The sequence below is a fragment of the Paracidovorax anthurii genome, assembly GCF_003269065.1.
Taxonomy (GTDB): domain Bacteria; phylum Pseudomonadota; class Gammaproteobacteria; order Burkholderiales; family Burkholderiaceae_C; genus Paracidovorax; species Paracidovorax anthurii.
This window is the reverse complement of record NZ_QLTA01000023.1, coordinates 17,656-40,747: the sequence shown is the minus strand read 5'-3', so window position 1 is coordinate 40,747 and position 23,092 is coordinate 17,656. Positions and strand designations below refer to the sequence as shown.

21 protein-coding genes are annotated in these 23,092 nt (G+C 66.8%); 5 read left to right on the top strand and 16 right to left on the bottom strand.

Features of this window, described 5'->3' with window-relative positions:
• Positions 1–145: 145 nt before the first annotated feature.
• The 6 genes from AX018_RS12790 to AX018_RS25670 all read right to left on the bottom strand — a co-directional run bounded on the left by AX018_RS12790 (position 146) and on the right by AX018_RS25670 (position 6,125).
• Positions 146–1,081, bottom strand: a complete 936-nt coding sequence (locus AX018_RS12790) for a class I SAM-dependent methyltransferase (RefSeq protein WP_111877670.1) — start codon at positions 1,079–1,081, stop codon at positions 146–148.
• Complete coding sequence (locus tag AX018_RS12785; protein ID WP_415842004.1) at positions 1,078–1,632, bottom strand: DUF1415 domain-containing protein; 555 nt, start codon at positions 1,630–1,632, stop codon at positions 1,078–1,080. The genes AX018_RS12790 and AX018_RS12785 overlap by 4 nt, the downstream gene beginning before the upstream one ends.
• 131 nt (positions 1,633–1,763) lie before the next feature.
• Positions 1,764–2,972 carry a deoxyguanosinetriphosphate triphosphohydrolase gene (locus tag AX018_RS12780; protein WP_245951539.1) on the bottom strand — a complete coding sequence of 403 codons (1,209 nt, stop codon included), beginning with the start codon at positions 2,970–2,972 and terminating at the stop codon, positions 1,764–1,766.
• An 82-nt stretch (positions 2,973–3,054) separates the two neighbouring features.
• Positions 3,055–4,281, bottom strand: coding sequence for a 3-dehydroquinate synthase (gene aroB / locus AX018_RS12775; protein WP_111877668.1), 1,227 nt, complete (start codon positions 4,279–4,281; stop codon positions 3,055–3,057).
• 150 nt (positions 4,282–4,431) lie between these two features.
• Positions 4,432–4,977 carry a shikimate kinase gene (locus AX018_RS12770; protein ID WP_111877667.1) on the bottom strand — a complete coding sequence of 182 codons (546 nt, stop codon included), beginning with the start codon at positions 4,975–4,977 and terminating at the stop codon, positions 4,432–4,434.
• Positions 4,959–6,125, bottom strand: coding sequence for an Ig-like domain-containing protein (locus AX018_RS25670; protein ID WP_245951538.1), 1,167 nt, complete (start codon positions 6,123–6,125; stop codon positions 4,959–4,961). Before AX018_RS25670 ends, AX018_RS12770 begins: the two co-directional genes overlap by 19 nt.
• Here AX018_RS25670 and AX018_RS25665 point away from each other — a divergent pair.
• Positions 6,109–6,825 (top strand): hypothetical protein, encoded by a 717-nt coding sequence (locus tag AX018_RS25665; protein WP_245951537.1) that lies wholly within the window; start codon positions 6,109–6,111, stop codon positions 6,823–6,825. The two genes, AX018_RS25670 and AX018_RS25665, sit on opposite strands and share 17 nt — an antisense overlap.
• Here AX018_RS25665 and AX018_RS12760 read toward each other — a convergent pair.
• Genes AX018_RS12760 through AX018_RS12740 form a run of 5 tightly spaced genes read right to left on the bottom strand, consistent with a single transcriptional unit; the run spans position 6,822 to position 11,903 of the window.
• Complete coding sequence (locus AX018_RS12760) at positions 6,822–8,972, bottom strand: type IV pilus secretin PilQ (protein WP_111877665.1); 2,151 nt, start codon at positions 8,970–8,972, stop codon at positions 6,822–6,824. The genes AX018_RS25665 and AX018_RS12760 overlap by 4 nt on opposite strands.
• Positions 8,969–9,511: a pilus assembly protein PilP gene (locus AX018_RS12755; protein WP_111877697.1), complete on the bottom strand. Its 543-nt coding sequence runs from the start codon at positions 9,509–9,511 to the stop codon at positions 8,969–8,971. The genes AX018_RS12760 and AX018_RS12755 overlap by 4 nt, the downstream gene beginning before the upstream one ends.
• Complete coding sequence (locus AX018_RS12750) at positions 9,511–10,194, bottom strand: type IV pilus inner membrane component PilO (RefSeq protein ID WP_111877664.1); 684 nt, start codon at positions 10,192–10,194, stop codon at positions 9,511–9,513. The genes AX018_RS12755 and AX018_RS12750 overlap by 1 nt, the downstream gene beginning before the upstream one ends.
• Positions 10,195–10,200: 6 nt before the next feature.
• Positions 10,201–10,827 (bottom strand): PilN domain-containing protein, encoded by a 627-nt coding sequence (locus AX018_RS12745; protein ID WP_111877663.1) that lies wholly within the window; start codon positions 10,825–10,827, stop codon positions 10,201–10,203.
• Complete coding sequence (locus AX018_RS12740) at positions 10,824–11,903, bottom strand: pilus assembly protein PilM (RefSeq protein WP_111877662.1); 1,080 nt, start codon at positions 11,901–11,903, stop codon at positions 10,824–10,826. Before AX018_RS12740 ends, AX018_RS12745 begins: the two co-directional genes overlap by 4 nt.
• Positions 11,904–12,178: 275 nt before the next feature.
• On the opposite strand from AX018_RS12740, the gene AX018_RS12735 reads away from it, so the two are divergent.
• Complete coding sequence (locus tag AX018_RS12735; RefSeq protein ID WP_111877661.1) at positions 12,179–14,566, top strand: penicillin-binding protein 1A; 2,388 nt, start codon at positions 12,179–12,181, stop codon at positions 14,564–14,566.
• 171 nt (positions 14,567–14,737) lie between these two features.
• On the opposite strand, the gene cyaY is transcribed toward AX018_RS12735, so the two are convergent.
• The gene (gene cyaY / locus AX018_RS12730; RefSeq protein ID WP_111877660.1) at positions 14,738–15,067 is read right to left on the bottom strand and encodes an iron donor protein CyaY; all 330 of its coding nucleotides are present in this window, start codon (positions 15,065–15,067) and stop codon (positions 14,738–14,740) included.
• Between the two features lie 18 nt (positions 15,068–15,085).
• Between cyaY and lptM the strand changes: the two genes are divergently transcribed.
• From lptM to AX018_RS12715, 3 genes are all read left to right on the top strand, one after another.
• Positions 15,086–15,349, top strand: a complete 264-nt coding sequence (gene lptM / locus AX018_RS12725; protein ID WP_111877659.1) for an LPS translocon maturation chaperone LptM — start codon at positions 15,086–15,088, stop codon at positions 15,347–15,349.
• Complete coding sequence (lysA, locus tag AX018_RS12720) at positions 15,346–16,629, top strand: diaminopimelate decarboxylase (protein ID WP_111877658.1); 1,284 nt, start codon at positions 15,346–15,348, stop codon at positions 16,627–16,629. Before lptM ends, lysA begins: the two co-directional genes overlap by 4 nt.
• Positions 16,630–16,706: 77 nt before the next feature.
• Complete coding sequence (locus AX018_RS12715; protein ID WP_111877657.1) at positions 16,707–17,543, top strand: oxygen-binding di-iron domain-containing protein; 837 nt, start codon at positions 16,707–16,709, stop codon at positions 17,541–17,543.
• Between the two features lie 67 nt (positions 17,544–17,610).
• On the opposite strand, the gene msrQ is transcribed toward AX018_RS12715, so the two are convergent.
• The 4 genes from msrQ to AX018_RS12695 form a co-directional block, all read right to left on the bottom strand.
• Complete coding sequence (gene msrQ, locus AX018_RS12710) at positions 17,611–18,234, bottom strand: protein-methionine-sulfoxide reductase heme-binding subunit MsrQ (protein WP_111877656.1); 624 nt, start codon at positions 18,232–18,234, stop codon at positions 17,611–17,613.
• Positions 18,235–18,284: 50 nt separating this feature from the next.
• Positions 18,285–19,283 carry a protein-methionine-sulfoxide reductase catalytic subunit MsrP gene (gene msrP, locus AX018_RS12705; RefSeq protein ID WP_111877655.1) on the bottom strand — a complete coding sequence of 333 codons (999 nt, stop codon included), beginning with the start codon at positions 19,281–19,283 and terminating at the stop codon, positions 18,285–18,287.
• Between the two features lie 82 nt (positions 19,284–19,365).
• Positions 19,366–20,697 (bottom strand): c-type cytochrome biogenesis protein CcsB, encoded by a 1,332-nt coding sequence (ccsB, locus tag AX018_RS12700; RefSeq protein ID WP_111877654.1) that lies wholly within the window; start codon positions 20,695–20,697, stop codon positions 19,366–19,368.
• Entirely contained in the window at positions 20,694–22,868 is a 2,175-nt protein-coding gene (locus tag AX018_RS12695) for a cytochrome c biogenesis protein ResB (RefSeq protein WP_111877653.1), read from the bottom strand. The genes ccsB and AX018_RS12695 overlap by 4 nt, the downstream gene beginning before the upstream one ends.
• Positions 22,869–23,092: the final 224 nt, after the last annotated feature.

Genomic DNA, 23,092 nt, shown 5'->3' with positions numbered 1-23,092 from the left:
GGGCGGAGGAAGGCGGCGGCGTGGAAGGCGATCTTAGTCGGCGGGGATGCGCGGGCCGGCCGTTCGGACTCGAAAGCCTGATCGCTATTGATTTAGTAGCAAACAAGACAATGAATACGGCGACATGGAGCCATTCTGGCACCCATCAGGCCTGCCGAGCCGGGTCCGGGTCCGGGTCCGATGCGTGGCCCGCCTTTGCCGCCTCCACGCCGAAGCGCCGCGCCAGGGATTCCTCCAGCCCGAACTCCGCCAGGATGGCGCGCAGCCGCTCGGCCGCGCTGCGCTTGCGCTGGCCGGTGTGCCGGGCCACGATCAGCTCGTTCTTCATGCTGTGCTCCCAGCCCACCAGCTCGGTCACCGTCACCTGGTAGCCGCTGGCCTCCAGGTGCAGGCAGCGCAGCACGTTGGTGATCTGGCTGCCCAGCTCGCGCGTGTGCAGCGGATGGCGCCACAGCTCGGCCAGCGGCGTGCGCGCCAGCGCCAGCGCCTTGTTGCTGCGCAGGCAGGCGGCCACCTCGGCCTGGCAGCAGGGCACGAGCACCATGGCGCGCGCCTGCTTGGCGAGCCCGAAGGCGATGGCGTCGTCGGTGGCGGTGTCGCAGGCGTGCAACGCGGTCACCACGTCGATCCGCTCCGGCAGCGTGCCGGCGTCGGTGGACTCCGCCACCGTCAGGTTCAGGAAGGACATGCGGTCGAAACCCAGCCGCTGCGCGAGCGCCCGCGATTTCTCCACCAGCTCGGCCCGCGTCTCGATCCCATGGATGTGCCCGCGGCCCAGCTCCCGGAAGAACAGGTCGTAGAGGATGAAGCCCAGGTACGACTTGCCCGCGCCGTGGTCGGCGAGCACCGGGGCCTGCCCGTCCCGCGACAGCTCGCTCAAGAGCGGCTCGATGAACTGGAACAGGTGGTAGACCTGCTTGAGCTTGCGCCGCGAATCCTGGTTGAGCCGCCCCTCGCGCGTGAGGATGTGCAGCTCCTGGAGCAGTTCCACCGACTGGCCGGGCCGCAATTCCTGCAGCACCTGTGCATCGGCGCCGGGCGCCTGGGCGCGCGCCGCCGGGCGTGTCCGCGCGGGCTTCACGCTCCGGCCCCCGTGCGGCCCTGCGCGACGGGGCAGCGCGGCCCGACATCGAGCGCGGCCCATCCCTCGGCGCCCAGGGCTTCGAGCACCTCGATGTTCTTCTCGAAGATGGCCTCGGCCTCGGGGAAGGCCTCCACCGCGCGGTCGATGCTCTCCTCGCGCAGCAGGTGCAGCGTGGGATACGGCGCGCGGTTGGTGGCGTTGCCCATGTCGTCCACCTCGGTGTCCGCGAACTGGAAGCGCGGGTGGAACGAGGCCACCTGCAGGATGCCGCCCAGGTCCATCGCCTCTACCAGATCGTCGGCCAGGCCCAGAAAGTCGTTGAAGTCGAGGAAATCCTCCATGCAGTCCGGCGCCATGAGCAGCGTGGTGTCGCGCCGCTCGGGCGAGGCCTCGGCCAGTGCCTCCAGCTCGCGCTGCAGGTCTTCCAACAGGCCGCGCCCGTCGGTGGCCTCGCTCACCACGTAGTGGATCTGCCCCTTCACGTGCACCGCCTTGGCGAACGGGCACAGGTTCAGGCCGATAACGGCCCGCTCCAGCCAGCGCACCATGTCGTCGATCACGATCTGGTCAGAGGGGGCGCGGGTGATGGCATCCGGCGTGGCCGGGCCGGCGGAGGAATCGCTCATGGGGGGCTTTCTTCGGAGGGGCGGCCATTTTATCGGCCGGCCCTCCGGCCGGCTCAGGCCAGCAGGCGCTGGCCGGTCAGGCGCTCATGCTCGCGCACCGCGAAGCGGTCGGTCATGCCGGCGATGAAATCGGCCACCGTGCGCGCATGGGCCAGGCCGTCCGGCGTCTGCGGGCCCTGGGCACCGGCCGCCTCCAGCGCCTCCATCGCGCGGACCGCGAAGCGCGGCTTCATCTCGCCCGGTCGCTCGCCATAGATGCGGAACAGGTCGCGCACCACGGCCTTGGCGTGGCGCGTGGTCTCCATCACCTGCGGATGGCGGTAGAGGTTCTGGAACAGAAAGCGCTTGAGCACCTGCGACTGCCCCCGCATGCCCTCGCTGAACCCCACCAGCGGCGGCAGGCGGCGCACGGCGTCCACGTCGCGCGGCGCGGCTTCGGCCAGGGCGGCTTCGGTGGCGCCGATCACGTCGTACACCTGCGCGCTCAGCATGCGGCGGATGGCCTCGTGCAGCAGGCGGCGCTGCGCCAGGGGATCGGCCAGGTGCGGATGGTCGCGCTCGGCCTCGGCGCGGAAGCGGTCGAACAGCGGCACCTCGCGCAACTGCTCCAGCGTGATGAGGCCGGAGCGCACGCCGTCGTCGATGTCGTGCGCGTTGTAGGCGATCTCGTCGGCCAGGTTGCACAACTGCGCTTCCAGGCCCGGCTGCTCGCGCCGCAGGAAGCGCGCGCCCACGCCGCCCGGCTCCAGCGCCTCCATGCGCTCGGCGTTCGCGCGCGAGCAGTGCTTGAGGATGCCCTCGCGCGTCTCGAAGGTCAGGTTCAGGCCGTCGTAGTCCGGGTAGCGCTCTTCCAGGGTATCGACCACGCGCAGGCTCTGCAGGTTGTGCTCGAAGCCGCCATGCCGCTCCATGCATTCGTGCAGCGCGTCCTGCCCCGCATGGCCGAACGGCGTATGGCCCAGGTCATGGGCCAGCGAGACCGCTTCCACCAGGTCCTCGTTGATGCGCAGCGAACGCGCGATGGAGCGCCCCAGCTGCGCCACCTCCAGCGAATGCGTGAGCCGCGTGCGGAACAGATCGCCCTCGTGGTTGAGGAACACCTGCGTCTTGTAGACCAGCCGGCGGAAGGCCGTGGAATGCACGATGCGGTCGCGGTCGCGCTGGTATTCCGTGCGCGTGGGCGCGGGCGGCTGCGGGTGCCGGCGGCCCCGCGTCAGCCCGGGGTGGCAGGCGTAGGGGGCGAGTTCGGGAGCCATCGTCATTCAATGCCCCACGGGGTCCATGGCGCGGGATCCATGGATGAATCTGCCAACGAATCGCAGGCCATGGTGCACCGGCGGCCCGTCAGGCGCAGCAGGCGTCGATGACCTCGCGCACCAGTGCGTCGGGCGCCGGCCGCACGGCGGCGCGCCCTGGTCCGTCGATCACGACGAAGCGGATCTCGCCCCCTTCGGCCTTCTTGTCCAGGCGCATCAGCTCCAGATAGCGGCCCGCGTTGTCGGCGGCATCAAGCACGGCACCCCGCACCGGCAGCCCGGCGCGCTCGATGAGCCGGCGCAGGCGGGCGACGAAGTCGGCATCCACCAGCCCCAGGCGGTGCGACAGCTCGGCCGCCATCACCATGCCCGCGCCCACGCCCTCGCCGTGCAGCCACACGCCGTAGCCCATGCCCGCCTCGATCGCGTGGCCGAAGGTGTGCCCGAAATTCAGGATAGCGCGCAGGCCGGACTCCCGCTCGTCCTGCCCCACCACCCAGGCCTTGATCTCGCAGCTGCGGCGCACGGCCTGCGCGAGCGCGCCATGGTCGCCATCGCGCAGCGCGTCCACGTTCGCCTCCAGCCAGTCCATGAAGGCCATGTCGGCGATGGGCCCGTATTTGATGACCTCGGCCAGCCCCGCACTCAGCTCGCGCGGCGGCAGGGTATCGAGCGTGGCGAGGTCGCACACCACCAGTTGCGGCTGGTAGAACGCGCCGATCATGTTCTTGCCCAGCGGGTGGTTGATGGCCGTCTTGCCGCCCACCGACGAATCCACCTGCGCGAGCAGCGTCGTGGGCACCTGCACGAACGGCACGCCGCGCATGTAGCTGGCGGCCGCGAAGCCGGTCATGTCCCCCACCACGCCGCCGCCCAGCGCGAACAGCACCGTCTTGCGGTCGCAGCCCTGGGCCAGCAGCGCATCGAAGATCAGGTTCAGCGTCTGCCAGTTCTTGTGCTCCTCGCCGTCCGGCAGCGCCACCACGGACACCTGCGGATAGCGGTGCGCCACCGCCTCGCGCAGGCGCTCGGCATAGAGGGGCGCCACCGTCTCGTTCGTCACGATCAGGGCAGCCGCCGCCTTGGGCAGGGCCGCATAGGTTTCTGCCGCGCCCAGCAGGCCCGCGCCGATGTCGATGGCGTAGCTTCGGTCTCCGAGGGAGATGCCTACGCGCGCGCGGCCTGCGGCACCCTCCTGCCCCGCCGGTACGGGCGGTGTCCGCTCCGCAGGCACCTGCGTGGCGGCAGGCGCCGGAATGGGGGAAGACCGCTCGGAACGGTCGGTGTCGCGTACGGAAATGGCATCGGCAGTCATGGCCCCGGAGTCTATCGACTTCCGTCCGGCCACCGCCGGCGCCGGGGCAAGCGCGCCCACCATCCCCAGCCATCCATTCGCCGTGCCGGTGGCTGGTGGAATAAGCCGGCACGCGCACCGCCTGCGCAGGCGGGCGTGCGCCTTTGGCTTTCAGGCTGGCCGGGACGTCCCGGCCAGTTCGAGTTGCATCGCGATGTGCTGCACCAGCGCCGGCACATTCTTGCCGCGCCCGGCCGCTATCACGAAATGCGCCGTCTCTCGATAAAGCGGATCGCGCTCGCTCTGCAATTCGCGCAGTCGCTCCAGGGGTTCCTCGACCTGCAGCAGCGGGCGGGCCTGGTCATGGCGGATGTGGCGAAAGATCTCCTCGGGCGAGGCGTTCAGGTACACCACCCTCCCCCGCTCACGCAACCGATCGCGATTGGCCGGGCGGATCACCACCCCCCCGCCCGTCGCCAGCACGCGCGGCCCGGCCTCGGCCGTGAGTTCGCGGATCACCTCTTCCTCCAGGTCCCGGAAGGCAGACTCCCCCTCACGATCGAAAAAACCACGGATCGAGCCGCCGATGCGCTGCTCGATCACGTGGTCCGAATCGATGAAGGGCATCCCCAGCCGCCGGGCGAGATGCCGCCCGACGGTGGATTTACCCGAGCCTGGAAGGCCGATGAGATGAATGCTCAGTTGGGGTTCGTGCAATTGAGCGCCGTACCGAAGGGGCTGACCCGGGAGGCCGGAGCCACGTTGGCATCCGTCATGTCGGAAGCCACCGCGCTCGCCGGGAAGTCGAAGAAAGAACTCGACTCCGTGCCAGAGACGGTCGCCTTGGCCGCCAGTTCGAACAGGATCCAGTTCGCGTACTGCTGGCCGTATTCCAGCGTGAATTCCGCCCGGCCGGTGGCATCGGTCGTGACCGATGCAGGACTCAGGACAGCCGGCAACCCCGGGCTCAACCGGCCATTGCCATCGATGTCCTCTCCGGCATCCAGAACACCATTGCGGTTTGCATCTTCGTTCACGCACGAGACGGACTGGGGCACGATGGCATTGGAGTTGTTCCACACCGTACCGTTGTAACTCATGGAGCCTTTGCCGAAAACGGGAGGCCAGTACGACAGCGTCACGCTCCGACTGCCGACCGGGGCACCATTCGCGTCCGTCAATTGAACCGAGAAGGTCTTGCGATAGGTGGTGCTGAGCTTCTCGATCGTGTTGTTTGCGGCAATCGCGATGAAGAGCGCTTGATTGTTCACCGTCAGGGACGTCGTCGAGCTGATGTTGGTATTGGCAACCGTTGCACGGATCTGCACGCCATTGGCGGCCGTCGCGGTAGGCCCTGCGATGAAGACGTCCGTCGCCAGGCCGTTCGCATCCGTCACGGCCGTTCCCGTCTTGATGCTGCCATTGCTCAGGTCCTGCACTGCCGTGAAGAAAACCGTCTTGCCACGCACGGCATTGCCGGCGGCATCGCGCACGGTGGCGCGCAGTTCCACCTGGTTGGTGGTGCTGCCTGCCGCGTTGGGGGCCAGAGCCGCAGCGGAAGACTGCAGCACCAGCGATGCAGGCGTGGAGGCCACGAAACTCAGCGGCAGGGTGGTGGTGGCATTCCCATCGACCTGGGCACTGACCGTCGCCAGCCCCACCGAGGGAGAGGTCACCTGCACCGTTGCCGAGCCGTTCGCGTCCGTCACGGCCTGGATGGGAGACACACTGCCACGGGTCGTACCGAAGGAAATCGCCTTGCCGGAGACGCCCACGCCACCCGACACATAACGCACCGTCACATCACGGGTGCTGTTCACTTCCACCTCCGTGTTGGCGGTGGGAGAAATGAACGAGAAATTCAAGTTGCTGACATTGACCGTCAGGACCTGGGACGCTCCTGCGCCGTTGATCGTGACCGTATCCGTGCCGCTGCGGGTCGCGGCGTATGCCAGCGTCACCGCGCCATTCGCATCCGTGGTGGAGCTGCTGGCGGTGATGGCATTACCCAGGGATGACGTCGCGGTCACCGCGGTGCCCGAAATGGCCACGCTGCCGCTGTCCCGCACGCTGACCGCGAAATTGGTGGAGGCGCCAGCCAGCATCGACGTCGATCCCGACGCCGTGAGCGTGGTGCCCGCCACCGGCACGATCGCCGTCTGGGTCACGCTGCCGGATCTCACCGTCACGGTGATATTCCGGTTGGAACGGTTATTGCCAGCCGTCAGCACGGCGGTGCCACGGCCATCCGTTCCGGTGGTCGTGAGGGCGCTCGCAAGGGTGCCGCTGTCGGCGCTGAACGTGACCGGCTGCGAGGCAATGGCATTGTTCGCGGAATCCTTGACCACGGCCGTCACCGTCACGCCCGTCGTGCTGGCAGAAGCGAGACTGGTCGCGGACGTGAAGATTTCGATGGACGCCGTCACCGGCGTCGTGGTGCCGGAGCCCCCTCCGGAACTGGTACCGGAACTCCCCCCACCCCCACCGCACGCCACAAGCGCAGCGGCCAGCGATAACGCAACGGCTCTGATCAATGATTTCATTCTGTCACCCAAGTTGATTTAACGAACTGGACCTTTGTCCGAAATGACTTTCGGAGTAATGAACACCAGCATTTCACGCTTGGTGGATTCCTTGGTCCTATTTTTGAAAAGATTACCCACGACAGGCACATCCCCCAGCACAGGAATCTTGTTTTCCTGGTTGGTCTCTTCCAGGCGGAAAATTCCGCCGATCACCACGGTGCCGCCATTCTCCACCAGCACTTGCGTCTTGACGTGGTTGGTATCGATCGCCACGCCCTGGGTCGTCGTCTCGCCCCGGCTGTCCTTGTTGATGTCCAGATCGAGGATGACGTTGCCCTCGGGCGTGATCTGGGGCGTGACCTCCAGCTTCAGCACGGCCTTCTTGAAAGCCACCGTGGTCGCACCATTCGGCGCGGTCACCGCATACGGATACTCCGTACCCTGCTCGATCAAGGCCTTCGTCTGGTCGGCGGTGATGAGCCGCGGGCTGGAAACCACCTTGCCCTGGCCATCCGCTTCCATCGCGGACAGCTCCAGCGTCAGGAAGCGGTTGGCCGCCGAATTGAAGAGCGTCAGCGCGAAATTGCCGAAACTCGCTCCGGAGGAAAGCGAAGCGGGCAGATTCACGAAATTGGAACTGCTGCCCGTGGTGGCCACCGTGCCGCCCGCACCACTGGAGGCCACGGCATTGTCGTAGCTCGACCCGAAGGCGACGCGGTTGTTGCCGCCGATGCTGTAGCCACCGTCGCCGCCACGGTTGGCGCGCAGATCGCCTCCGCCCAGGCGCACCCCCAGGGAACGACCGAACGTGTCGCGGGCTTCCACGATGCGCGCTTCGATCATCACCTGGCGCACGGCGACGTCGAGCGTCGTCAGCAATTGGCGCACTTCCTCCAGTTTGCTGGGGGTGTCTGTGACGAAGAGCTGGTTGGTGCGCGGCTCGGCAATGGCGCTCCCGCGCTCCGACAGGAAGCGCGTCGAGGTGCCACCACCACCCGTCCCCCCTCCACTGGAGTTGGTCAGCTGGGTCACCATGTCAGCGGCTTTCGCATAGTTCAACTGGAAGGATTGCGTGCGCAGCGGCTCCAGCTTCTGGATCGCGAGGGCAGCTTCGTAGTCCTTCTTGGTGCGGTTGTCGATTTCGTCCTTGGGAGCGATCCACAGCACCGTACCGGACTTGCGCATGCCCAGGCCCTTGGCATCCATGATGATCTGCAGAGCCTGGTCCCACGGCACATCCTTGAGGCGCAGCGTCAAGGCCCCCGTGACGGTATCGGACGTGACGATATTGAAGTTGGTGAAGTCCGCGATCACCTGCAGCAACGAGCGGACCTCGATGTTCTGGAAGTTGAGCGACAGCTTCTCGCCACTGAAACCCGGGCCCTGGCTCAGCTTGTTCAAATCGACCTTCTTCTGCCGCACCTCCACCACGAACTGGTTGTCGCTCTGGTAAGCACTGTGCTCCCATTCGCCGACCGGCTCGATGGTCATCCGCACACGCTCGCCTTGCTGGGAAGTCGTCACGATGCGCACGGGAGTTCCGAAGTCGGTCACGTCCAGGCGGCGACGCAGCCCTTCAGGCAGCGAAGACTTCAGGAACTCAACGGTCAGCCCGCTTCCCTGCTTGCGCAGGTCGACACCGACCTGGTTGTTCGCAAGGCCCACGATGATGCGACCAGCGCCATCGGCCCCACGGCGGAAATCGAGATCGCGCAACGGCAGGACATCGACATTGCGGCTTTCGGCGAATGCGGCCGATGCCGTGGCCTGGGTCGATGTTCCAGCCGAAGCAGGCTCCAGAGACACCAGCAGCGCGGAGCCCTGGATCTCGGCCCGATAGGAGGTGGGCTGCTTGAGATTGAGCACCACGCGCGAGCGGTCCCCCGCCTGAACGATGTTCACCGACTTGAGATTGCCCTGATTGACCTCGACCAGCGATTGGCCCGTGCCGTTCGTGGTGTTCGGGAAATCCAGGGCAATGCGCGCCGGCGCCTGGATCGCAAACCCGGAAGGCACGGCACTCAGCGGCTGGGAGAGTTCGATGCGCACCAACTCCGTTCCACCCTGCAACATCCCGCGCACGGACTCGATCGCGGCCTGCGCGTGCGCCCAAGTGCTGCACAGTGTCGCGGCTGCTGCGAGAACGGCCGCTCGGCAACGAAAACTGAACCAGTTCTTTTGAATCATTTCTTCCCCTCTTGGAGATCAAGCGTCGTCGGACGCTCTATCCAGTCGCCCGTTGCATCCTGAACAATTTCACGCAGTTGAATGCCCGTTTCGGAAATCTGGGTGATCTTTCCGTAGTTCTGCCCCAGGTAATTGCCGACCCGCACCTGATAAATCAGGTTGTCCACTTTCAGCAGCGCCGTGGGAATACCGCTCTTGTTGAGGCTGCCGACCATGGCCATGGCATCGAGCGGATAAGCCTCCAGGGGCTCCTTGCGGCGCGCCATCTCAGGCGCAATCAAGGTCGCATTCACCGCCGGCTGGGCAGAATCCCTTCGCAGGGCCTGCGTCAACTTCATCGGGTCGAATGGATCGGTCGAACCTGCAGCACCGTAGTTCTCGGGCAGGAACTTCTTGGGCTCGCTCAGGGGCGTGACATGCGGCTTGGTCGTGGCGCGAAGTTCCGTCATCCATGCACGCAGTTCATCTTCATTCGATGACCCACATCCCTGCAATCCCAGCACCGCCAGCAGTGCCGCGCCAATAGGAAAGAGCCGCATCATTTCTTCGCTCCTCCGGCAGCCTTGCGCTGGGCCTGGATTTCGTCCGGATCCAGGTAGCGGAACGTGCGCGCCGTGGCCTCCATGGAGAGCATGCTGTTCGGGGCATCCTTGGTCCCCGAGGGCGCCAGAGAAAGATTGTTCAAGGTAACGATGCGGGAGAGATTGGCAATATCAGAAGCGAACGAACCCACATCGTGGTACTTACCAGTCACCCGGATGGAAATCGGCAGTTCGGCGTAGTAATCGCGCACGACGATCTGCCCCGGACGGAACAGCTCGAATTGCAGACTGCGCCCCAGGCCCGCCTGGTTGATGTCCGAGAGCAGTGCCGCCATTTCCGCCTTGCTGGGCAGCTGTTTTTCCAGCTGGATGACGTATTGCTGGATCTGCTCGCGCTGCTTCTTGAGCGCATCGAGGCTGACCGCCTTCACGAGCTTTTTCTGATAGTCCTCGCGCAGGCTCACTTCCTTGGCACGCTCGGCCTCCAGCTCGTCCTGGTACTCGCTGATCTTGAAAAACCAGAGGAATACCGCGATACCGGCAGCAATCGCGATGCACAGCAGCACCTTGGGCACCGGAGGCCAGAGGGAGGGATCCTTGGGATCCAGATTCCGGAACTGCCGCTGCAGGTCCCCCTGCAGCGCAGCGAAATCGACGGATATTTTTTTCTTGGTCGCCATGCTTGCTTATCCCCCTGCGGCACGCGGCGCGCCCTGAGGCGCGCTGGCGCCATCCATGGCCTTTTGCGCTTCGCTGGTCCGCATGAGACGGAAGCGCAAATTGAACGATGCCACCCGGCGCTGCTCCCTGGGCGTCAAGGCCACATTGGCCGCCACGATCTCGACGAGTTCAGGCTTGGAGAACCAGGGCGTGTTTTCGGCCAGGTTGCGCAACATCTCCGAGACGCGCTCGTTGGACTGCGCCATGCCTTGCATGGTGATGACCTGATCCGCCTGCTTGAGGCTGGTGATATAGACGCCGTCGGGCAATTGCTGGACCAGCTCGGTGAGCAAGTGGACCGGCAGGTTGCGGTCGGACTGGAGATCCTCCACGGCCTTCTGGCGTGCCCGCAAGGCGGCGATCTCTTCCTCGATCGTCGCGATCTCCTTGATCTGGCCCTCCAGCACCTTGATCTCCGACTGCAGGAAGTTGTTTCTGTCCTGCTGTTCGCTGATCATCATCTGATACCACCAGTAGATTCCAGCGGCAATCGCCAGGCCCACGAGCAGGGAGGCGACCATCGTGGCCTGGAACAGCTCTTTCCTGCGCTTTCGGGCGGCCTCGCGGTGAGGCAGCAGATTGATGAGAATCACTGCAGGAACCTCCGCATGGCGAGTCCGCACGACGTCAGATACGAAGGCGCCTCACGCACCATCTTCTTGAGTCGGACGGAACTTCCGATTTCCATGCCCTCAAAGGGATTGATGGCCGTGCAGGCACAGCCGGAATGCTGGGTGACTGCCTCGGTGAGTCCTGGCAGGGGCGCAGAGCCTCCCGCCAGCATGATGTGATCCACCCGGTTGTAGGGTGTACTGGTAAAGAAGAATTGCAATGCGCGACCGATTTCCTGCGCCATGCTCTCCACGAAGGGGCGCAGAACGGCGGACTGGTAGTCCTCGGGCAAGTCGCCGCTGCGCTTCTTGCTTTCGGCCTCTTCCGCCGAGAATCCGTACTGGCGGACGATCAGTTGGGTCAGCTGCGCGCCACCGAATGCCTGGTCCCGGTCGTAAAGGACTTCGTCGTTGCGGATGACCTGCATGCTCGTGGTCAGGGCCCCGACCTCGAAGAGGGCCACCAGCGCATCGACCCCGTGGTTGGGCAGGGCTTCGATGAGCCGGCCGGCCGCCAGCCGGGATGCGTGCGACTCGATATCGACGATCACCGGCTTGAGCCCCGCGGCCTCGGCAAGACCTTGCCGGTCCTGCACCTTCTCCCTGCGCGATGCAGCGATGAGCACATCCACGTCGCCCGGGGCATTCTTGCTCGGGCCGATGACGCAGAAATCCAGGCTCACCTCATCGAGCGAAAAAGGGATGTACTGATTGGCCTCGGACTCCACCTGCACTTCGAGCTCCTGCTCGGACATGCCGCCCGGCAGGGTGATGCGCTTGGTGATGACGGCCGAGGGAGGCAGTGCCAGAGCGACGTTTTTCGTGCGCGTTCCGCTTTTCTTCACGAGCCGCCGCAAGGCTTCCGCGACCTCATCGAACTTCTCGATGTTGCCGTCGCTGATCCACCCCCGCTCCAGGGGCTCGATCGCGCACCGCTCCAGCACCAGGCCCCCTGCCTTGTCACGCCCCAATTCAACCAGTTTGACACTGGAGGAACTGATGTCGATACCCAGCAGTGGCGCGGCCTGGCGACTGAACAAAGATCCCAAAGAGATCAAGATTGGCCCCCTGTAACACGCCTTATTGACGCAACAAAACTTAACACTTGCACATGAATGCTAGCAGTAAGGTTGTAGGCCAGCAAAGTGTTTTACCCAGTGGTAACCGGGGTGGCGTTGTCAAAAGCAGACGGTTTTCAGTCCTGCCAAAGAGGTTATTTCCGGAGGGGGCGAAGAGGTCTTCGCGAACCCCTTCCCCGATGCGACAGCCATGTGAAAAGGCGGTTCGGCGGGCGGCTTTTTTATAATGCCCCGTTGATTTGTACTGGACCGACATGCCGCCCACCCCACCTGAAAAGACCGCGCAGCGAGACGCCCCCTCCCGGCCGACATGGCTGCGCTGGCTGCTCAAGAGCGTTGCCTGGCTCTTCGGACTCGCCGTGGCGGGCGCGCTGGGCCTGGCCCTGACCCTTGCCGTGGCCCTGGCGGTGGCCTATCCGAATCTTCCGGATATTTCCGATCTCGCGGACTACCGGCCCAAGCTGCCGCTGCGCGTCTATTCCGTGGAAGGCGCCTTGCTGGGTGAGTTCGGGGAAGAACGGCGCAACCTGACGCCCATCGAGGAGATCCCCAAGGTAATGACCAACGCGGTGCTGGCCATTGAGGATGCGCGCTTCTTCCAGCACGGCGGCGTGGACTACAAGGGCATGGTGCGGGCGGCATTGGCCAACCTGGGCCGGGTGAAGAGCCAGGGCGCCTCCACCATCACCATGCAGGTTGCGCGCAATGTTTATCTTTCGTCAGAGAAAACAATTACAAGAAAAGTTTACGAAATATTACTAACTTTCAAACTCGAACATCTGCTAACCAAAAATCAGATTCTCGAGATTTACATGAACCAGATTTATCTGGGAAATAGGGCCTATGGTTTCGCGGCCGCCTCGGAGGCCTATTTTGGAAAGCCGCTGAAATCCATCTCCATCGCCGAGGCGGCGATGCTGGCCGGCCTGCCCAAGGCGCCCTCGGCCTACAACCCCATCAGCAACCCCAAGCGGGCCCGCGTGCGCCAGCTCTACATCATCGACCGCATGGTCGAGAACGGCTTCATCACGGCAGAAGAAGCCGCCGCCGCCAAGCAGGAGGATCTGAAGATCCGCTCGGGGCCGGACAACACGCGCATCCACGCGGAGTACGTGGCCGAGATGGCGCGCCAGCTCATCTTCGCCCAGTACGGCAACGACGCCTATACCCGCGGCCTGAACGTCTACACGACCCTCAACGCGGGCGACCAGGAAGCCGCCTATCAGGCGCTGCGCAAGGGCATCATGGACTACGAGCGCCGCCAGCACTACCGGGGCCCGGAGAAGTTCGTCGCCCTGCCCACCAATCCCCAGGAAGCGGAAGACGTGATCGACGACACGCTGGCCGGCCACCCCGACAACGGCGACGTGCTCTCGGCCGTGGTGCTGGAGGCCTCCGCCAAGAAGATCGTGGCCGCCCGGGCCAACGGCGAGCCCATCGAGATCACGGGAGACGGCCTCAAGCCCGCGCAGTCCGGCCTCAGCGACAAGGCGCCTCCCAACATCAAGATCCGCCGGGGCGCGGTGATCCGCATCATCCAGACGCCCAAGAAGACCTGGGACATCACGCAGCTGCCGGAAGTCGAGGGCGCCTTCGTGGCCATCGATCCGCGCAGCGGCGCGGTCAGGGCCCTCGTGGGCGGGTTCGACTTCGACAAGAACAAGTTCAACCACGTGACCCAGGCGTGGCGCCAGCCGGGGTCGAGCTTCAAGCCCTTCATCTACTCGGCGGCGCTCGAAAAAGGCTTCACCCCGGCCACGGTCGTGAACGATGCACCGCTGTTCTTCAGCGCGGGCGTCACGGGCGGGCAGCCCTGGGAGCCGAAGAACTACGACGGCAAGTACGACGGCCCGATGACCCTGCGCACGGCGCTCGCCAAGTCGAAGAACGTCGTCTCCATCCGCATCCTTCAGGCCGTGGGGCCGAAGACGGGGCAGGAATGGATCACGCGCTTCGGCTTCGAGGCGGACAAGCACCCGGCCTATCTCACGATGGCGCTGGGCGCCGGCTCGGTGACGCCGATGCAGATGGTGTCCGCCTATTCGGTGTTCGCCAATGGCGGCTACCGCGTGAACCCTTACCTCATCAGCCGCGTGACCGACCACAAGGGCCGGGTGCTGTCGGACTTCCAGCCCATCCCCACCGCGGAGAATCCGCGCGCCATCGAGCCGCGCAACGCCTTCGTGATGAACAGCCTGCTGCAGGAGGTGACCCGCTCCGGCACGGCCGCCCGCGCCCAGGCCACGCTCAAGCGCCCGGACATCTACGGCAAGACCGGCACGACCAACGATGCCGTGGATGCGTGGTTCGCGGGCTTCCAGCCCACCATCGCCGCCGTCACCTGGATCGGCTACGACACACCCCGCAACCTGGGCAGCCGCGAGACCGGGGGCGGGCTGAGCCTGCCGATCTGGATCAGCTTCATGGAGCGCGCGCTCAAGGGCGTTCCCGTGGCGGAGCCCACGGTGCCCCCCGGCGTGGTCAACGTGGGCGGCGAGTGGTTCTACGAGGAGTTCGCGCGCAACGCGGGCGTGGCCAGCGTGGGCATGGAAGACCACCCCGCCGCCGTACCCGGCGCACCGACGCAGGCGCCTCCGGCGGCCGAGGAGCGCACCCGCATCCTGGACCTGTTCCGGAACTGACCCGGGCAGGCCCGCACGGCAAAAAGGCATCGCTGCGATGGCAGCGATGCCTTTTTTTCATCGCCGGGCAAAGCTTCCCCTCGGAGGACAGCGACCACGCGCGGCAAGCGAGCGTAGGGGGCTTTTTTTCACGGATCGGCGCAGCGCACCGGGCGGGCGGGCGCCGGGCGCTCAGCCCCGGAACGACACGGGCATGCCGGCCTGCCGGGAGGCGTTTTCGTCCAGGGCCGCGAAGAATTCGCCGGCGCCCTTGGTGTCTTTCCAGGCCCCGCCATCGAGGCGGTAGTGGTAGCCGCCGGACTGCGCGGCCATCCAGATCTCGTGCAGGGGCTTTTGCTGGTTGATGACGATCTGGCTGCGGTTGGGGAAGGTGATGGTCACCATGCCGCCCGAGCGCTGGGCATCCAGGTCGGCATCGGTGGCGTCGTTGATGCGGTCGCACCCTTGTTCCACGGCGAGCAACAGTTTCTCGGCCTGGTCCAGAAATTCGAGATCGGTCATTACTTCTACAATTTGCGGATGTTGAGAGCTTCTCAAATTCTAGTCAGGGCGTTCGTCCTTGGTGCCGGCGCGGTCGTCCTGCTGGCGGGCTGCGGCCAGCGCGGCCCGCTGTATCTGCCGAACGATCCCGCCGGGTCCCAGCGCGCCACACTGCCCCAGACGCTCGATCCGATGCGCGAGGCGCCCTCTCCGGTGCCCATCATCGTGCCGGCGCCCGCCACCCCGGCATCGTCCCCTTCCCCGGCGCCTTCGTCGCCTCCCGCCTCCACTTCCACTCCATGACGCTGACCGCACTGCCCGGCCACCCCCATGTCGCCTACCAAGGCGGCGATCTCTCCATCGAATCGGTCCGCCTCGCGGACCTGGCCGCGCGGCACGGCACGCCGCTCTACGTGTATTCGAAGGCCTCGATGCTCGCGGCGCTGGAGGCCTACCAGCGCGGGTTCGCGGGCCGCAAGGTCCAGATCTGCTATGCCATGAAGGCGAACTCCTCGCTGGCGGTGCTGCAGCTGTTCGCGCGGGCCGGCTGCGGCTTCGACATAGTGTCGGGCGGCGAGCTGCGGCGCGTGCTGGCCGCGGGCGGCGATGCGCGCAAGGTGATCTTCTCGGGCGTCGGCAAGACGCGGCAGGAGATGCGCGAGGCCCTGGAGGCCGGCATCGGCTGCTTCAACGTAGAGAGCGAGCCCGAGCTGGAGGTGCTGAGCGAGGTGGCGGTTGCCTGCGGCACGCGCGCGCCGGTCAGCATCCGCGTGAACCCCAACGTGGACCCGAAAACCCACCCCTACATCTCCACGGGCCTGAAGGGCAACAAGTTCGGCGTGGCGCACGAGCGCACGCTGGCCGCCTACCAGCACGCGGCGGCCCTGCCGGGCCTGCGGGTCGTGGGCATCGACTGCCACATCGGCTCGCAGATCACCGAGGCCACGCCCTACCTCGACGCCGTGGAGCGCGTGCTCGACCTGGTCGAGCAGATCGAGGCCGCGGGCATCCCGATCCACCACCTCGACTTCGGCGGCGGCCTGGGCATCGACTACAACGGCGACACGCCGCCCGCGGCGGATGCGCTGTGGACCGACCTGCTCGCCCGGCTGGACGAGCGCGGCTTCGGCGACCGGCAGTTCATGATCGAGCCCGGCCGCTCGCTGGTGGGCAACGCGGGCGTGTGCCTGACCGAGGTGCTGTACGTGAAGCCCGGCGAGCAGAAGAACTTCTGCATCGTCGATGCTGCGATGAACGACCTCCCCCGCCCGGCGATGTACCAGGCCTTCCACGGCATCGTGCCGCTGCGCGCGCCGGCGGCGGATGCGCAGCCCGCCGTGTACGACGTGGTGGGCCCCGTGTGCGAGAGCGGCGACTGGATCGGCCGCGACCGCACGCTGGCCGTGCAGGCCGGCGACCACCTCGCCGTGCTCTCGGCGGGCGCCTATTGCAGCTCGATGGGCAGCAATTACAACACCCGCGCGCGGCCGGCGGAGGTGCTGGTGGACGGCAGCGCCGCCCACCTCATCCGCGAGCGCGAATCCCTCGCCGATACGTTCCGGCACGAGAAGCTGCCCGGCTGACCGCTCCGCTTGATGCGCATCAAGCTCCGGGGGGAGCGATGTCCGTACAGTGACCGTTTCATGACGATTGGAGCGGTATGGCAGCGGAACCCCTGGAACTCTACCGAGACAAGCACCACGCCTGCCTGATGTTCTCCGACCTCATCGAGGAGGACGGGCAGGCGGTGCAGGCCAACCAGTTCCTCATCGTGGACGGGGACACGGGCGCGATCATCGATCCGGGTGGCAACCTCGCGTTCAACGAGCTGTTCATGGGCATGAGCAAGCACTTCGCCCCGCACAAGCTGTCGTACCTGATCGCCTCGCACGCCGATCCGGACATCATCGCCTCGCTCGACCGCTGGATGACCAGCACCAAGGCCACGCTGGTGATCTCGCGCGTGTGGGAGCGCTTCGCGCCGCATTTCACCAAGGTGGGCAAGACCGAGAACCGCGTGATCGGGGTGCCCGACGCCGGCGGGCACCTGCCGCTGGGCCGGCACGAGCTGGTACTGCTGCCCGCGCATTTCCTGCATTCGGAGGGCAACTTCCACTTCTACGACCCGGTGAGCAAGATCCTCTTCACGGGCGACCTCGCGGTGTCCATGGTGTCCGGCGCCGAGGCCCGCGAGCCGGTCACCGACCTGAAGGCCCACATCCCGCGCATGGAGGGCTTCCACCGCCGCTACATGGTGTCCAACAAGATCCTGCGCCTGTGGTCGCGCATGGCCCGGCAGCTCGACATCGCCATGCTGGTGCCCCAGCACGGCGCGCCCATCATGGGGCGGCAGGCGATCAGCGATTTCTTCGACTGGGTCGAGAACCTGCAGTGCGGCATCGACCTGTTCGACGACCGGGCCTACCAGTTGCCCACGGCGTTCATCGACCCCGCCACGCGGCAGGTGCGGCCGGCCCTGCAGGCGGTGCGGGCCTGATTATTGGATCTTTTGGCCGCCACGTCGCCGTAGATGCTCAATAGTTAGCTATTAAATACATAGCGAATCACGCCGCCGTGGCACGGGCGGCACGCGCGCCGCGCAGGGCCCGCCAGGCGCGCCAGCCCAGCAGCGCGCCCAGGATCGCTCCATAGACGGCGACCTCGCCGAAGAAGTTCTTGCCGGCGCGCATCCAGAAGAAGTGCAGCAGCGCCAGCCCGGCCACGGCATACACGGCGCGGTGCAGGGCCTGCCAGCGCCTGCCGCCCAGCCAGCGGATGGCGCGGTTGAAGGAGGTGGCGGCCAGCAGCACCAGCAGCACGAAGGCCAGCATGCCCACGAGGATGAAGGGGCGCTTGGCGATGTCGCGCAGGATCTCCGGCACGTCGAAGCCCATGTCGAACCAGGCGTAGGCCACGAGGTGCAGCAGCGCGTAGAAGAAGGCGAACAGCCCCAGCATGCGCCGGAACCGCGCAAGCGCCGGCAGGCCGGCCACCACGCGCAGCGGCGTCACGGCCAGCGCCACGCACAGCCCGCGCAGCGCCCAGTCGCCCGTGGAGCGGATCAGCGCCTCGGCCGGGTTGGCCCCCAGCTGGTCGGCCACGGCGCCATAGACCAGCCACGCGAACGGCAGCAGGCAGAGCACGAAGACGGCCGGCTTGGCGGCCGGATGCAGCAGCAGTTTCTTCATCGGTCGGGGGCCTCCCGCCTCCCGGGGCAGCGGTGGCGCCGCCGGCGGCTTCAGTAGAACTTCTTGAGGTCCATGCCCGCGTAGAGCTGGCCGACCTGCGCCTCGTAGCCGTTGAACAGGAGCGTCTTGCGCTTCTTGGCGAAGAGGCCGCCCTCCTCGCCGATGCGCCGCTCGGTGGCCTGGCTCCAGCGCGGGTGGTCCACGTTGGGGTTCACGTTGGAGTAGAAGCCGTATTCCTGCTTCGCCGCCTTGTTCCAGGCCGTGCCGGGCTCTTTCTCGACGAAGCGGATCTTGACGAGGCTCTTGGCGCTCTTGAAGCCGTATTTCCAGGGCACGACGAGGCGCACGGGCGCGCCGTTCTGGTTGGGCAGCACCTCGCCGTACATGCCGAAGGCGAGCAGCGTGAGCGGGTGCATGGCCTCGTCCATGCGCAGGCCCTCGGTGTAGGGCCAGTCGAGCACGGGGCGGTCCACGTAGGGCATGGTCTTCTTGTCGGCCAGCGTGACGAATTCCACGTACTTGGCGCTGCCCTGGGGTTCCACGCGCTTGATGAGTTCGGCGAGCGAATAGCCCACCCAGGGGATCACCATGGACCAGCCCTCGACGCAGCGCAGGCGGTAGATGCGCTCTTCCTGCGGGCTGAGCTTGAGCAGGTCTTCGAGGGCAAACTTGCCGGGCTTATTGACGAGGCCCTCGACCTCCACGGTCCAGGGCGAGGTCTTGAGGGTGTGGGCGTTGCGCGCGGGGTCGCTCTTGTCCACGCCGAATTCGTAGAAGTTGTTGTAGGTGCTGGCGTCCTTGTATTCGGTCAGCTTTTCCATGGTGGCGGCGCCGGCCACCTTGCTGGGGGCGCCGGGCAGCGGCGCCAGTTTGCCGGGGCGCGCCACCTGGGCCAGGGCCTCGCGCCCCGCCCACGACGCCAGCGCGGCGCCGGCCACGCCGCCCGCCAGGAGCTTCATGAGGTCGCGCCGGCCTTCATAGACCGCGCGGGGGGTGATCTCGCTGCCGACGCGGTGGATGCGGCCGTCGTCGTGGTATCGGATGGGCATGGAGGAATCCTCGGGTAGGGGGCGGGCCTGCGGGGGATGCCGCCGTTATACGCGCCCCCGCCTCCGAAGGATTCATCCGCCGCTACAACGTTCCGTAGCTGTGCAGGCCCGAGAGCCACATGTTCACGCCCAGGAAGGCGAAGGTGGTCACGCCCAGGCCCACCAGCGCCCACCAGGCGGAAACCGTGCCGCGCAGCCCCTTCATGAGGCGCATGTGCAGCCACGCCGCGTAGTTGAGCCAGACGATGAGGGCCCAGGTCTCCTTGGGGTCCCAGCTCCAGTAGCCGCCCCAGGCCTCGGCCGCCCACAGGGCGCCCAGCACGGTGGCGATGGTGAAGAAGGCGAAGCCCACGGCGATGGACTTGTACATGACGTCGTCCAGCACCTCGAAGGACGGCAGGCGCTCGGCGATGCGCCGGCGGCCCAGCAGGATGCCGGCCACGATGAGGGCCGAGACGCCGAAGTACACCATCCAGTAGCTCCCGCCGTTCTCGGTGGCGCCCTGGCGGAACACGATGGGCTCGAAGCACAGCACCACGCCCAGCATCCACAGCGGCGCGAGCTTCCACCAGCGCGTCTCGCCGGCCTGCTGCTTGATGAGGTAGGCGAAGGCCACCATGGCCGCGAGCGCGAAGGTGCCGTAGCCGATGAAGTTGGCGGGCACGTGCAGCTTCATCCACCAGCTCTTGAGGGCCGGCACCAGCGGCTGGATCTCGTGCGCCTCGCGCACCACGGTGTACCAGAGCAGGAAGCCCACGGCCGCGCTCACCACCAGCATCACGAAGCCGCCGAGCGCGCGCGTGGCGTACTGCTCTTCGTAATAGAGGTAGAAGGCCGCCGTCATCCAGCAAAAGAGCACGAAGACCTCGTAGAGGTTGCTCACGGGGATGTGGCCGATGTCCGGGCCGATGAGGTAGCTCTCATACCAGCGCACCAGCGTGCCGATGAGCGCCATGGCGATCGCCACCCAGGCGATGCGCGAGCCCAGCAGCGAGAGCGTGCCGCGCTCGCCGCGCGCGAACATGCCCAGCCAGTAGAACACCGTGCTGATGAAGAACAGCATGCTCATCCACAGGATGGCCGACTGGCTGGAGAGGAAGTACTTCAGGCCGAAGACCGTGTCGGCCCGCGCGAGGCTGCCCGCGCCGTCCTGCTGGTAGAGGCCGATGGCCAGCAGTGCGAACGCGGCCACGGCCAGCATCAGCGCGCGCAGCGGCCGCCAAAACCAGCCGAGCCACACGGCGCAGGGGATCGAGCCCAGCAGGATGCCCTTCTCGTACCCGTCCATGAAGGCGCCGTAGCGCTGCAGCGCGTAGAGCCCGCCCACGGCCACGAGGGCCGCGAACACCCAGTCGAACAGGGTGCGCCGCGCGAAGAAGCCTTCGTTCAGGGTGATGGTGGTCGCCGTGGTCATGCGGTGGTGCCTCCATGGTGGGGCCGCGCCCCGATCAGTTTCTCGGTGAGCCGGGCGAACTCGCGGTCGCCGTCCATCGTCTTGCGGTTGGTCGAGAGGGCCATCGTGGCCTCGGCGCCCGCGCCGTCCGGCTGCGGCGCGAGCCACACCCAGACGCGGCGCTCGCGCACGTAGAGCATCGCGAACACGCCCAGGATCAGCAGGGCGCAGCCCAGATAGACCACGTTCTTGCCCGGCGCGCGCGCCACCTGGAACACGCTGGCCTGCACCTGGGTGAAGTCGGCCAGCTCGAAGGCCATCGGCGCGGGGTAGATCTGCGCGTCGCTCAGCGAGAGCACGGCCTGGGTCATGAAGGCGCGCGTGGCCTCGTTCTGCGGCAGCGGCGCGAGGCCCGCGCGCTCGCGCGTGAGCTGCGCCAGCTCGAACAGCGCGCCGTTGAGGATGCGGATCAGCACCTCGCCGGCGCGCTCGCGCTCGGCCTCGGGCACGTTGGCCTCCATGAAGTCCGAGATGGCCTGCAGGCCCGCGCGCGGCGGCTCGCCGGCAGCGCCCTTGCCCGCCTCGTGCGCGCCGGCGAAGAGCGAGAGCGCGCGCAGCGTGGACTGCGCGAGCTGCTCGGCCAGCTCGGGCCGGGAGCGGTCCACGGCATGCGCCACGTAGCGGCGCACCGCCTGCTCGCGCAGCGCGGCATCGGCCAGCGCCATGCGCATGCGCATGAAGCCGTCCATGCGGCCCTGGTCGTCCATCGGCACGCGCAGGAAGCGGAAGGGATCGGCCGGCGTCTCGCGCACGCCGAGCAGGAAGACCGGCTGGCCGTCGCCCGTGTCCACCGGCAGCATGTAGTTATGGAACTCGCGCGCCTGGCCCGCCGCGTCGCGCAGCTTGTAGGTGACGCTCGGGCCCACGTTGCGCAGCTCCTTGGGCGTGGCGGTCTTGTTGCCCGCGCCCAGGCGCGATTCGATGGACTGGCGCAGGTCCACCTTGCGCACGTCGGTGCCCGAGCCGGCCGCGCCGCTGAAGTTCTCGACGTTGATGGTGCGCAGCCCCGTGAACTCCAGCGTGAGCGCCTGCGCCTCGGAGCCGCCGGCCTTTTCGAGCCGGGTGGAGTCGCCCACGGTGCCCTCGACCTCGAAGGGCCGCACGCCCGGCGCCATGGGCACGGCGCGCAGCTTGAGCCGCGAGCCGCCGTCGTCGAAGCTCGACTGGTAGATCTCGATGCCGCGGTAGCTGGCGGGGTGGTTCACCTCCACGCGCGCGGGCGTGGCCTCGCCCGTGGCCTTGTCGTGGATGACGATCTCGCTCGCGAAGAGCTTGGGCATGCCGGTGGAGTAGTGCTCCACGATGAATTTCTTCAGCTCGATGGAGAACGGCAGCTCCTGCAGCAGCACGCCGTCGGACTGGCTGAGGATGGCCGTGCCCGACTGCGTGCCCTCGGACACGAAGAGGTTGCCGCGGAAGGTGGGGTTGCGCTCGGAGAGCCGGTGCCCGTCGCCCACCTCGGAGACGAGGCCGCCGCCCGCGTAGGGCGTCTTGCCGCCCAGCCACATCTGCGCGCGCACGATGAGGTCGCCGTCCAGCAGCCCGCCCAGGCAGATGAGCACGATGGCGCTGTGCGCGGCGATGTAGCCGATCTTGTTGGCGGCGCCCGCCTTGGCCGCCACCATCCAGCCGGTGCCCGGGCCGGCGGCGGTGTCCCGCTGCTGCAGCCGCACCCTCCAGCCGCCGCCGGCCAGCAGGCCGCCGATGCGCCGCGCGGCGGCCTCGGGCCCCTCGGCGGCGAGCGTGGCCTGCGCGCGGTGGTGGAAGGCCTTCAGGCCCTGCTCGCGGATGTTTTCCTTGTAGCTGCGCAGGTCCGCGAGGTAGCGCGGCCCGTTGCGCGCCACGCACATGGACGTGCTCGCGACGAGGAAGGCGAGGATCAGCAGGAACCACCAGGCGCTGTAGACGGCATTGAGCCGCAGCGCCAGGAACAGCTCGGCCCAGAAGGGGCCGAACTGGTTCACGTAGTTCACGGCCGGCTCGTGCTGCTTGAGCACCGTGCCGATCACCGAGGCGATGCAGATCACGGTGAGCAGCGAGATCGCGAAACGCATGGACGACAGCAGCTCGACCATGGCGCGCACGGAGGCCTGGCGGGAGGAAAGGCGGATGCCGTGAACGGTTTCGGACATGGGCGGAAAGCGGCTCTCGTGGACTGGGGCGGCGTGGTGCGGGCGAAAGTGCGCGGGAAGCAGGGATCGGGGCGCGCCGGAATGCAAAAGGGCGGGCCATCCGTTCAGAGAGGCCCGCCCGTCTTGGGTGTGATTATCGGCGGCTGGTTCCGGAAGGCTTCAAGGCCATCCGGGGGGATTTTGACGCAAGTCAAGCGCCGGGAAATCCCGGATATCCCCTCGGA

Bases quoted from the DNA above. Each gene is read 5' to 3' on its own strand.
- AX018_RS12785 (WP_415842004.1), bottom strand. From the start codon at position 1,632: ATGGTGCGCTGGCTGGAGCGGGCCGTTATCGGCCTGAACCTGTGCCCG.
- AX018_RS12780 (WP_245951539.1), bottom strand. From the start codon at position 2,972: ATGACGATGGCTCCCGAACTCGCCCCCTACGCCTGCCACCCCGGGCTG.
- aroB (WP_111877668.1), bottom strand. From the start codon at position 4,281: ATGACTGCCGATGCCATTTCCGTACGCGACACCGACCGTTCCGAGCGG.
- AX018_RS25665 (WP_245951537.1), top strand. From the start codon at position 6,109: ATGAACGAGAAATTCAAGTTGCTGACATTGACCGTCAGGACCTGGGAC.
- AX018_RS12760 (WP_111877665.1), bottom strand. From the start codon at position 8,972: ATGATTCAAAAGAACTGGTTCAGTTTTCGTTGCCGAGCGGCCGTTCTC.
- AX018_RS12755 (WP_111877697.1), bottom strand. From the start codon at position 9,511: ATGCGGCTCTTTCCTATTGGCGCGGCACTGCTGGCGGTGCTGGGATTG.
- AX018_RS12750 (WP_111877664.1), bottom strand. From the start codon at position 10,194: ATGGCGACCAAGAAAAAAATATCCGTCGATTTCGCTGCGCTGCAGGGG.
- AX018_RS12735 (WP_111877661.1), top strand. From the start codon at position 12,179: ATGCCGCCCACCCCACCTGAAAAGACCGCGCAGCGAGACGCCCCCTCC.
- cyaY (WP_111877660.1), bottom strand. From the start codon at position 15,067: ATGACCGATCTCGAATTTCTGGACCAGGCCGAGAAACTGTTGCTCGCC.
- lptM (WP_111877659.1), top strand. From the start codon at position 15,086: ATGTTGAGAGCTTCTCAAATTCTAGTCAGGGCGTTCGTCCTTGGTGCC.
- lysA (WP_111877658.1), top strand. From the start codon at position 15,346: ATGACGCTGACCGCACTGCCCGGCCACCCCCATGTCGCCTACCAAGGC.
- AX018_RS12715 (WP_111877657.1), top strand. From the start codon at position 16,707: ATGGCAGCGGAACCCCTGGAACTCTACCGAGACAAGCACCACGCCTGC.
- msrQ (WP_111877656.1), bottom strand. From the start codon at position 18,234: ATGAAGAAACTGCTGCTGCATCCGGCCGCCAAGCCGGCCGTCTTCGTG.
- msrP (WP_111877655.1), bottom strand. From the start codon at position 19,283: ATGCCCATCCGATACCACGACGACGGCCGCATCCACCGCGTCGGCAGC.
- ccsB (WP_111877654.1), bottom strand. From the start codon at position 20,697: ATGACCACGGCGACCACCATCACCCTGAACGAAGGCTTCTTCGCGCGG.
- AX018_RS12695 (WP_111877653.1), bottom strand. From the start codon at position 22,868: ATGTCCGAAACCGTTCACGGCATCCGCCTTTCCTCCCGCCAGGCCTCC.